Raw genomic sequence first — 10,250 nt, 5'->3', positions numbered from 1 at the left:
GCAATGAGGAGAATCGATGTCTGCAGCAGCCCTGACACTGCATGCTCGTGGGCCTGAGGTTGAGCGGCTGCAGAAAGAACTGCAGTCGCTCGGACTGGCCATCCCGCCGCAGGAACTTGCAGACGGCAGGTTCGGGCCCGGAACCATGATGTCCCTGCGTGCATTTCAAGGGGCGGCCGGTCTCTCCCGTGCCGGGGTGGTAGACGCTAGAACCCGGTCAGCCCTCGACGACGCGCTGCTGGTCGCAACATACAAACAGCCGTGCATCGAGGGGCGACTCGTCACCGAGCACGGCATTCCGGCTGCACATGTGAAGGTCCAGCTGCGCCGCCAGCCGGTCGACGGGGGTCGCGCGCGGATCCACAACGCGACCACCGACGCTGAGGGCTACTACCGGTTTGACCTGCCGGCAGCAGTTGGGGCCTCGCCAGTCACCGTCGAGTTGCTCGTCGTAGACGCGGCCGGTGGCGTGACATCGATCAGCAAGCCCGCGATCCGGGCGAGCCGGTACGCGCAGCTGAACCTCGTGGCGCCGTCGTCGGCAGCACCACTCGCCCCGGAGTGGGACCGGCTGAAAGCCGATGTCGAGCGCGCGCTAGGCGCGTTCGACGACCTAGTGCGTGACGACGACGGCGACCGCCTGGCCGTGGCGCACGAGCACACCGGCTGGGACGGCCGGCTGCTGGCCCTCGGAGCGGCCGCGGCCGGGATCGCCCGCAGCAGCGGCCTGGACCTGCGGGCCGCGTATGCGGCCGTGCGCTACGGCCTCCCCACCGATCCCGACGAGCTGGCCGTGGTGCCGCCGGCCACCGTGCGGGACATACTCGGCCGGGCCACCGCCGAGGGCGTCGTCGCCCTCACCGCCCGGGAGGTCAAGGCCCAGGCCGAGGTCTTCAGGCAGTTCGCGACAGCGACTCGTCGCGCCGGGCGCCCCCCCGGTGGCGTGTCCACCTACGGCGAGTTCCTGACCGCGACCGGACTCGACCGCGACGCGCGGGACGTCTTCGACGCCCTCGTGGTCCGGCACGCGGGCGACCCGGCGGCGCTGTGGCAGGCGGCGTCGGACGCCCGGATTCCCGAAGACACGATCGGCCGGCTGCGCAGCCAGGGCCGGCTCGCGGCGCTGACGCACCAGAACCTGCCCCTCACGGCCAGGCTCATGACCATCGACGGCGGCGCCGATCCGGGCCCCACCGGCCTCCGCGCCCTGGTACGGGAGAACCTGCACACGGCAGAGGCCTGGCGGGGGATTCTCGACGATCTCGGCGAGGGCGACGACGAGAAGCTGCGGGCCGTCCTCCCGCCCGAGTACCTCGTCGACAGGACTCCGAAGGGTGCGGCCGAGGCGTACGCGCGCGACCTGGCCGAACGCGTGCGGTCCAGCCTGCCGACGGCGGTCGTGGGCCAGATGCTCCGGACCCGGGAGATCGCCCTCGCCGACGGGGCCGGCGAGCCGGTTGCCCGGCTGATCGAGCGGGCGGAGGACCGCGGGTTCTCCTTCGCGTCCGTCCCCCTGGGCCCGTTCCTGGCGGAACACGGTGAGGAACTGACCGCCGGACTCGTGCCCGATGTCGCTCGTCGAGCGGTTGAGCAGCTCCAACTCCTGCAGCGGCTCTACCGGGCAACCCCGTCACATGGGGCCCTGGCCGCTGTGGTCGCCGCCGGGTTCACCTCGGCACACGAGATCGCGAGGCAGGACCGGAAGACCTTCCTGCAACGGCACGGCGGGAAGTTCCCGTCGGCGGCCGAGGCCGAGCTGACCTTTCGTCGCTCGCGGCGGATCGCTGCGATCACGCTGGCGCGCGCGGGTGCGAGCATGCAGCTGGCGGCGCCGCCGCTGTACGCCCTGTCCCGGTTGCCCACGGTGGAGGCACTGCTGGGGGAGCAGGACTTCTGCGCCTGCGAGCACTGCCGCTCGGTCCTCGGCCCGGCGGCCTACCTCGTCGACCTCCTCCACTTCCTCGACATCGACGACGCGAGCTGGCGGGCCATGCCCGCGGCCGTCCGGGGCGAACTCACGCCGTTTCAGGTGCTGGAGGCTCGACGACCGGACCTCATGAACCTGCCGCTGACCTGTGAGAACACCACCACCGAGCTGCCCTACATCGACATCGTCAACGAGATCATGGAGCACCGGGTGGTCAACGAGACGCCGCCGGCTGCCCTCGAGACCGAGCCCGCCGCCAGCGCCGACCTGATCGCCGAGCCACCGCCCCCGCTGGGGGACGCCTACGAGGCACTCGCCGCCGCGGCCTACCCGTTGAACCTGCCGTTCGACCTGTGGCTGGAGACCGTCCGCGCCTACCTCGGGCGTGTCGGCTTGCGTCATGCCGACCTGCTGGAGGCGCTCCGTCCGGTCGAGGCGGCGCCCTACCCGCCGCAGGCCGTCTCCACCGAGCGGCTGGGGCTCACCCCGGGCGAGGTTCAGGTCCTCACCGACCCGTCACGCCTCGAAGACTGGCACCGCCTCTACGGATACGACACCGCCACCGACGCCCGCCGGGAGCTGCGCAACGCCCGCACCCTCGCCCGCCGCCTCGGCGTGACCTATCAGGAACTCGCCGCGCTGGTGCAGACCTGGTTCGTCAATCCCGCTCTCGACGCGGTGGGAGCGCTGCGCAAGATCGACCTGGAGCCCGTGGACGTCATGCGCTCCGCCGGCGCCGACGGTGTGGCGGCTCTCGACGACGACGAGCGTGCCGCCTTCGACGCGCGGCTGGCCGCGGTGACCCGCCGCTTCAGGCAGGAGGGGGCCGTCTGGGAGGACTTTGACGCCGCGGCCTGGGTCGCGTCGGCGTGGAGCCGGATGGGCGACGTGCTCGTTCTCACCGATCCCGGGCCCGGGTGCCGGTTCGACACGACGACGGTGCGCACCGCCGGGTCGGCGGACCGCAGCATCGACACCGAACTGGTCCGGCTGAACCTGCTGGTGCGGCTGTGGCGCCGACTCGACTGGACCCTCGACGAACTGGACCTGGCGCTGCGGGCGCTTCTCCCACACGGCACGACCGGTCTGGACGCCGCCGGGGTCGGTGCCGCTCTGGCAGCCGCGTTGACGTCCCTGTCCCACGTGCAGGAGGTCGCGACTCGACTGGGGGTGGGGCCGCGCGGCCGCGTCGATCTCCTCGCCCTGTGGGGTCCCCTGCCCTCCGTCGGCTCCGGGTCGACCTACGCCAGGCTGTTCCTCTCGCCCCGCCCAGGGCCGGTATTCGACCACCCGGAGGGGAACTACCTGACCTCCGGACAGAGATTGATCACTCACCGGTCCGCGGTCCAGGGCGCGCTGGGCCTGTCCACGGACGACGTGGATGCGATCCTGGCCACGGCCGGACTCAAGACCGCGACCGCGCCACTGACCCTCCAGACAGTGTCGGTGCTCTTCCGGCACGCTCACCTCGCCGGGGCGCTGCACGTCCCCGTCGGCGACCTGATCACCCTCAGCCGGCTGCTCGGCATAGACCCCTTCGCCGCGACGCCGGCCTTCCTCGACGCCTACGACCAGTTCAGGACTACCGGTCTCACCGTCGCCGAACTCGACTTCCTCGTCGCCCACCGGTTCGACGCCACGGGACCGCTGCGCCCTGATCCCGCGGTGGTGCTCGCGCTGGCCGTCGAGGTCGGGAACGGGGTCCGCCGGCTGGAGGCCCAACACGCCGTGCCCTCCGACCCGGGCCTGCTCGGGGACGACGTCGTCGCTCGTGAGCTCGCCCTGGTACTGCCCGCGGAGCTGGCAGGCACGCTGGTCGCGCTGTGGCATCGGCAGGTCGTCCATCGGGCGGCGGCGCCGGGCATCGCCGAGGCCGACCTCGTTCCGTCGGCTGCTGTCGCCCCGTTCCCGGAGGTGATCCTCGAGCACCGGCCCGACCCCGCCGCGCCAGGACGGTTCGTGCAGCTGCTGTCCTACCGAGGGGTGCCTCGCCCGGCCCGGACGGCCGTCATCGCGACCGCCGTCCCGGCGCTCACCGCGCTGCTCGACCGGGTCCTGGCCCAGGCCGCGGAGTGGCAGGCGATGGTGGCCTGGCTCGTCCCGGACGACGCCGTGGAGGAGTTGTTCGGCTGGCCACCCGGCGACTCGCCGGACGCCGAGCGCAGGCGGCGGCGGCGCTTCGCAACCGTCGTGATGCCCACGCTGCTGACCACGCTGCGTCGACGGTTCGCCGTGGCCGCGGTCGGCAGCGCCCTCGCCTCGGCCGCGGGCGACCCCGCCGCAGGCCTGGTCGAGACGCTGGTGGACGACGCTGGGCGGCTGTCGGTTCCCGACGGCGGCCGGCCCGCGTCGGACGTCCTCGCAGGGGTGGCTGCCGCCGGCCTCACGGTATCGGCCTTCGACGGAACCGGGGCGCCGGTCGCCGGTCCGGACACCGTGGCGACGCCGGCGACCCCCGCGGTCGGATCCGCGGCGCGCGTCCTCGTTGAGGGACACCTCCTCGTGCCGGTCACCGGCACGTACTGGTTCGGCCTCTCCGTCACCGGCGACGGCGACACGGGCTCGTTGTGGATCGGGGAGGGCGAAGCTCCGGTGCTGGCGAAGACCTTCCCGGCCGAGGCGCGCCGGGTGCCCGTCGAACTGCGCGCCGGGGTTGCTCATCGGTTCGTCCTCGAGGCCCGACGCGAGGTCGCGGGAGCCGCGGAGCCGCTCGCCGGATCCGTGTCGGTCGAGCTCGGCGACGTGACCGTCGACGGGGCGTCGATCGGGCAGGTGGCCGACCTGGACTGGAGGCCGCGTGCGGCCGTCGACGCCTTCGGGCGTCTTCACTCGCTGCTGGGGAAGGCGCTGCTGATGGCCGGTCGGCTCGGCCTCAGCGCCCGTGAACTGCGCCGGTTCGGCCTGCGCGCGTTGCGGTGTGAACCGGTCCCCGCGCCGGACAGCGACGCCGTGCGAGGCCTGCTCGCCTACGTGGCGCTGCGCGCTGAGATGGCCGGCGGGGGCGACGGGTTGCTCGACGTCCTGGCAGCCGCCGACTCTGATGACGGGGTTTTCGCCCGGGTGGCGGCGCTGACCCGGCGGGAGCCGGCCGTGGTCACGTCCCTCGCCCGTCACCTGGCGCTGACTCCCGCCCGCCTCACCGAGGTCGACGGACTCCGCGGGCTGTGGAACGCGATGGACCTCGTCGCGCGACTCGGGATCGACGTCGAGACGGTCGTCGCGGCGGCGACGCCGGCGCCGGACCGCGCGGTCGCCGACGGCCTGCGGAACGCCGTCCGGGCCCTGCACGATCAGCACACGTGGCGCGCCGTGGCGGCGTCGGTGAACGACCCGCTCCGCCGGCGACGCCGCGACGCACTCGTCACCTTCCTGCTGCACCGGCTGGGGCTGGATTCGAGCCGCCCAGAACTGCTCTACGACGACCTGCTGCTCGATCCCGGCACCGAACCGGTGGTGCTGACCTCCCGGGTGCGGCTGGCGATCTCCTGCGTCCAGCTGTTCGTCCAGCGCTGCTTGCTCAACCTCGAACCGGCGGTCCACCCGGCCACGCTCGACACCATCCGCTGGGCGTGGATGAAGCGCTACCGCGTGTGGGAAGCGAACCGCAAGATCTTCCTGTTCCCCGAGAACTGGTTGATCCCCGAGCTCCGCGACGAACGGACGCACCTGTTCACCGCGCTGACCGGCACCCTGCTCGAGGGCGACGTCACCGACCGGCTCGCTGAGGACGCCTTCGTGTCCTACCTGCGAGGGCTGGCCGACATCGCCCGGTTGGACGTCGTGTCCGCCTGGCAGGAACCCGACGCACTGCACGTCATCGCTCGCGACCACAACGCCCCTCGCACCCACTACCAGCGCCGGCTCACCGACGGCAGATGGACGCCCTGGGAGGCCGTCGGGGTGCAGATCGAGGGGGACCACGTCACGGCCGTCGTGTACCGCGGCCGGCTGCACGTGTTCTGGGTGACCTTCCTGGCGACCGGCGCGACCCCCGACACGGGCAACAAGGACTACAACGAGATCGCCGACGACAGCGTGGCGCCGCCCCGGGTGAACGTGCAGGCGCAGCTGCACTGGACGGAGCTCATCGCCGGCCAGTGGTCCTCCCGCACCTCCAGCGAGCTGCTGCCCGTCGTGGAGGGGGTGACCGGATGGGATCCTCACCGCGTCGTGCTGCACCCGACCCGCCACCAGGACGACGGCGGCGCAGACGGGTCCGTGACCATCACCCTCCACGGCCTGCCCCGTCCGGCTCCTCCGAGGTCCCCGACCAAGCCTGGCCGACCCGCGCGCGGCCGGAGGGAGCCCACCGACCGCGCCATCCGTTTCGTCTCTCGCCACGGGCGGCCCTCGCTCGTCGCGGTGACGTCCGCCGACCTCTCCATCGGGATTGCGGGCCACCAGTCAGCCCATCCGCGGGAGTACAAGTGGCCCCTGGAGGCCCTGGCGGTCGGCGACGTCAGAGGCGGGAAGGTCCTCAGACAGCGGCGGCCGTTCACGGTCGTCGCGCCACCACGACCCGTGGACGCGCGGGGCAGCGCGGTCCGACGTGGCACCGGCCCGTTCTTCTACGCAGACCGTCCCGGAACGGCCGAGGGGACGGCGTTCGACGGGCAGAGCACCTTCTTCGTGGAACGGTCCGTGCACCGCGTCGACTGGACCGGGGACGTCGGGTGGCTGCCCGTGGGCACGGACCCGCTCGTCGACGTCGGCCAGGTCGTGCCGGTGGTGCCACCGCGGGTACACGTCCTGGCCACCGGGAAGCCTGTTCTGGACCCGGTCGACCCGGTCGATCCGCTGTCGGTCCTCGAGCGTGTGCAGCCGAGTGACTGGGCGACTGAGGCGGGCGGCGTCGTCGTGGTCGGCGGCCGGATGATCACCGCCAGCGGGCGGCCGCGGCCGGACGCCCCGGGCGGGGACCCCCTCGTGCAGGAGCTGGAGAGCTGACGTCATGCCCGTGCCGATGTTCAACCGGTCGACGGTGACCTACCGGTTCAGCCCCCACTTCCATCCCCACGTCCAACACCTGCTGCAGACACTCATCGCGGAGTCGGTGGGCGGGCTCCAGGGCGCCGACACGGCGGACCCGCCGCTGCGCCGACAACTGTTCTCCGACAGGGAGTACCAGCCCACCGCACTGGCCGAGGGGTCGCCGGTCGCAGGGCTCGACTTCAGCAGCGCAGGCGCCTACAGCGCCTACAACTGGGAGCTGTTCTTCCACGTCCCGCTCACGATCGCCATCCACCTCAGCAAGAACGGTCGCTTCCAGGACGCGCAGCGCTGGTTCCACTTCGTGTTCGACCCCACCGACGACAGCGACGGGCCGACGCCCGAGCGGTTCTGGAAGTCCGCGCCGTTGCGCACCACCGTGGCCCGATCCATCGAGGACCTGCTGCGGACCGTCGGCGACGCCTCCGACCCGGGGCACGCCGCCGTGATGACCAGCATCGCGGCATGGCAGCAGAACCCGTTCAAGCCACATCTCGTGGCCGGTCACCGCCCGTCGGCCTACATGGTGCACACGGTGATGGCCTACCTGGACAACCTGATCGCCTGGGGGGATGCGCTCTTCGGTCAGGACAGCCCGGAGACCGTCGCGGAGGCCGGCCAGCTCTACGTGCTGGCCGCGAACCTCCTGGGTCCGCGGCCGCAGCAGGTCCCGAGGCGGAGTTCGGTCCTGCCACAGACCTACCGCTCCCTGCGCGCCCGGCTGCGTACCCTCGACGCGCAGGAGAACGCGTTGTCCTACGGAGACCTGACGCAGACCCCGTCCGTGGAAGGCCCCGACGGTGCGCGTCAGCTCGACACGCTCGGCCTGACCTCCTTCTGCACGCCGCCCAACGAGAAGCTGCTCGGCTACTGGGACATCGTCGCCGACCGGCTGTTCAAGCTGCGCAACAGCCTGAATCTCGCCGGTGCGTTCCGGCGCCTGCCCACCTTCGACCCGCCCATCGACCCCGCGATGCTCGCGCGCGCGGCGACCGCAGGGGTGGACGTGGCCGCCGTCGTGTCCGGGGTCAACCAGCCGGCACCGCTGGTGCGCTTCGGGCTTCTCGCGGCGAAGGCCGCCGAGCTGTGCCAGGAGGTCAAGAGCCTGGGCGCCGCGCTGCTGTCGGCGATCGAGAAGCAGGACGGGGAGGCGCTCGCCGCCATGCGGGCCGAGCACGAGGTCGCGACGTTGCACCTGGGCGAGACCGTCAAGTACGCCCAGTGGCAGGAGGCGATCAAGAGCCGCGAGGCGCTGGAGATGTCGCAGGAGATCGTCCGGGCTCGGTACACCTACTACCAGCGCCTCCTCGGCGCCGCAGACCCTCCCGAATTCGCGGACGCACAGGCGCTGGACGCGGAGGGTCTGGAACGGGGCGATTTTGCGTCCACGGAGCCGACGACAAGCCTCGTCGAGGTCGACGTGGACATCGACGACTCACCGATCCCGGCCCTGCTCGCCGAAGGCAGGAAGATCGGCAAGCACGAGTCCCGGGAGCTGGCTCTGCTCGAGCTGTCGCAGCTCGCGCAGGACACTGCCGCCGGCGCCGACGTGCTCGCGGGGACGCTGAACGCGGTTCCGTTGTTCTCCATCGACGTCAAGCCGATCGGCACGGGCGCGGGCACCACCTTCGGCGGCCCGAACCTGGCCGCGATCGTCGCGGCCAGCGCGGCGGCCTACCGCGGCTACGCGGGCCGGTTCGACCACGAGGCCGGTCGGGCCGCGCGCGTGGGCGGCTACGCCCGCCGGGAGCAGGAGTGGCAGTTCCAAAGCAACGCCGCCGCCGGTGAGCTCAACCAGATCGCCAAGCAGCTGCGGGCCGCGGAGATCCGCGAGTTCATGGCCGAGCGAGAGCTCAAGAACCATGCGCAGCAGGTGGTTCAGGCCGAGGACGTCGAGCGGTTCCTCGCCGGGGAGCGGCCGGGCGGCAAGACGACGACCACGGCCTACTACGCGCTGATGCGGCGAGAGGTACGCGAGCTCTACAACCGGTGCTACCAGCTGGCGCTCGAAACCGCACAGAAGGCCGAGCGGGCGCTACGCAACGAGCTCGGCGACCCGGATCTGACCTTCGTCGCGCCCAGGTACCTGGCGGGGACGGAGGGCCTGTTGGCCGGTGAGAAGCTGCACCTCGACGTCCGCCGGATGGAGTTGGCCTACCTCGACCTCAATCGGCGGGAGTACGAGCTGCTCAAGAGCGTCAGCCTCCTGCAGCTGGCGCCCCTCGAGCTGGTGCGGCTGCGCGCCACCGGTCGGGCGACGTTCACCATCCCCGAGGAGCTGTTCGACCTCGACACACCCGGCCACTACTTCCGGCGTATCCGGTCGGTGTCGGTCAGCATCCCGTCCATCACCGGCCCCTACACGGGCGTCGCCTGTACGGCACGGCTGCTGCGAAGTCACGTCCGGACGAGCCCCGCGCTGACGAACGACAGGTATGCCGAGGCCACCGACGGCGACGACCGCTTCGACCACCAGCTGGGAGCGACCGAGGCGATCGTCACCAGCGTGGGCAGCAACGACTCCGGGCTGTTCGAGACCAATCTGCGCGATGAACGGTTGTTGCCCTTCGAGTACCGAGGTGCGGCGGGGGAGTGGCAACTGGAGCTCGCGTCCGATCCGCGGCCATTCGACTACAACACGATCACCGACGTCGTTCTGCACGTCCGGTACACCGCGCGTGAGGGAGGCGAGGCCCTGCGGCTGGCGGCCGCTGCGAACCTCCGCGGGCGTGTCGCGGCGGGTGCCGCCGCAGGGTCGACCCGGCTGCTGTCGGTCCGCCACGAGTTCCCGTCCGAATGGGCTCGATTCGCCGCCGCTCCAGCGGGCCCCGGCACCGCCGAGGACCCGCGAGCGGCTCTCACGTTCGAGCTTCGTCGGGAGCACTATCCCTTCCTCGCCGGATCCGGGCCCTCCTCGTTGAGGGCTGTCGACCTCGTCGCCCAGCCGGCGGACGACGGTGTGGACGCGGTGACCATCGCTGATCGAGCGGTGACGACAGTCGGCGGCGAGACCGCCTCCGCCGTGCTGACGAAGCGCGCCGACCTCGGCAACCTCCGATACGGGACACTCGCTCCTGTCTCCTCCGGGTCGGGTTGGGGGCCGCTGCCCGCGCCCGTGGGGCGACTCGAGCTGTTCGTTGACACCGCACTGACGGACCTACTGATCCTTCTCACATGGTCGTAGCAGCGCCGCTGCTTGCGGGACCCACTCCTCGGAACGGCGCTCTTCCCGCGGGCGACGGAGACAGCGAACGGGTGTCTGAAGCACCCGCGTCAGGCAACCGCCTTGCTCCCCCCGGTTCGTCGACGATGGAGGCCACGTGGCCCGTGGCGC

General features: G+C 71.8%; 3 protein-coding genes and 1 pseudogene. 3 read left to right on the top strand and 1 reads right to left on the bottom strand.

Features of this window, described 5'->3' with window-relative positions:
- Positions 1–16 precede the first annotated feature (16 nt).
- Together BM414_RS31925 and BM414_RS23115 are read left to right on the top strand one after the other, a co-directional pair.
- Positions 17–214 (top strand): annotated as a pseudogene (locus BM414_RS31925) (peptidoglycan-binding domain-containing protein); the annotation flags it as partial.
- Between the two features lie 255 nt (positions 215–469).
- Entirely contained in the window at positions 470–6,874 is a 6,405-nt protein-coding gene (locus BM414_RS23115; protein ID WP_245784929.1) for a neuraminidase-like domain-containing protein, read from the top strand.
- Positions 6,875–7,123: 249 nt separating this feature from the next.
- Here the strand turns inward: BM414_RS23115 and BM414_RS28675 are convergent, their stop codons facing one another.
- Positions 7,124–7,375, bottom strand: a complete 252-nt coding sequence (locus tag BM414_RS28675; protein WP_139246001.1) for a hypothetical protein — start codon at positions 7,373–7,375, stop codon at positions 7,124–7,126.
- On the opposite strand from BM414_RS28675, the gene BM414_RS23110 reads away from it, so the two are divergent.
- Positions 7,365–10,100 carry a Tc toxin subunit A-related protein gene (locus BM414_RS23110; protein ID WP_139246000.1) on the top strand — a complete coding sequence of 912 codons (2,736 nt, stop codon included), beginning with the start codon at positions 7,365–7,367 and terminating at the stop codon, positions 10,098–10,100. The genes BM414_RS28675 and BM414_RS23110 overlap by 11 nt on opposite strands.
- The last annotated feature ends 150 nt before the right edge of the window (positions 10,101–10,250 follow it).

The organism is Geodermatophilus amargosae (assembly GCF_900116515.1).
Lineage (GTDB): Bacteria > Actinomycetota > Actinomycetes > Mycobacteriales > Geodermatophilaceae > Geodermatophilus > Geodermatophilus amargosae.
This window is presented reverse-complemented; position numbering and strand designations above follow the sequence as displayed.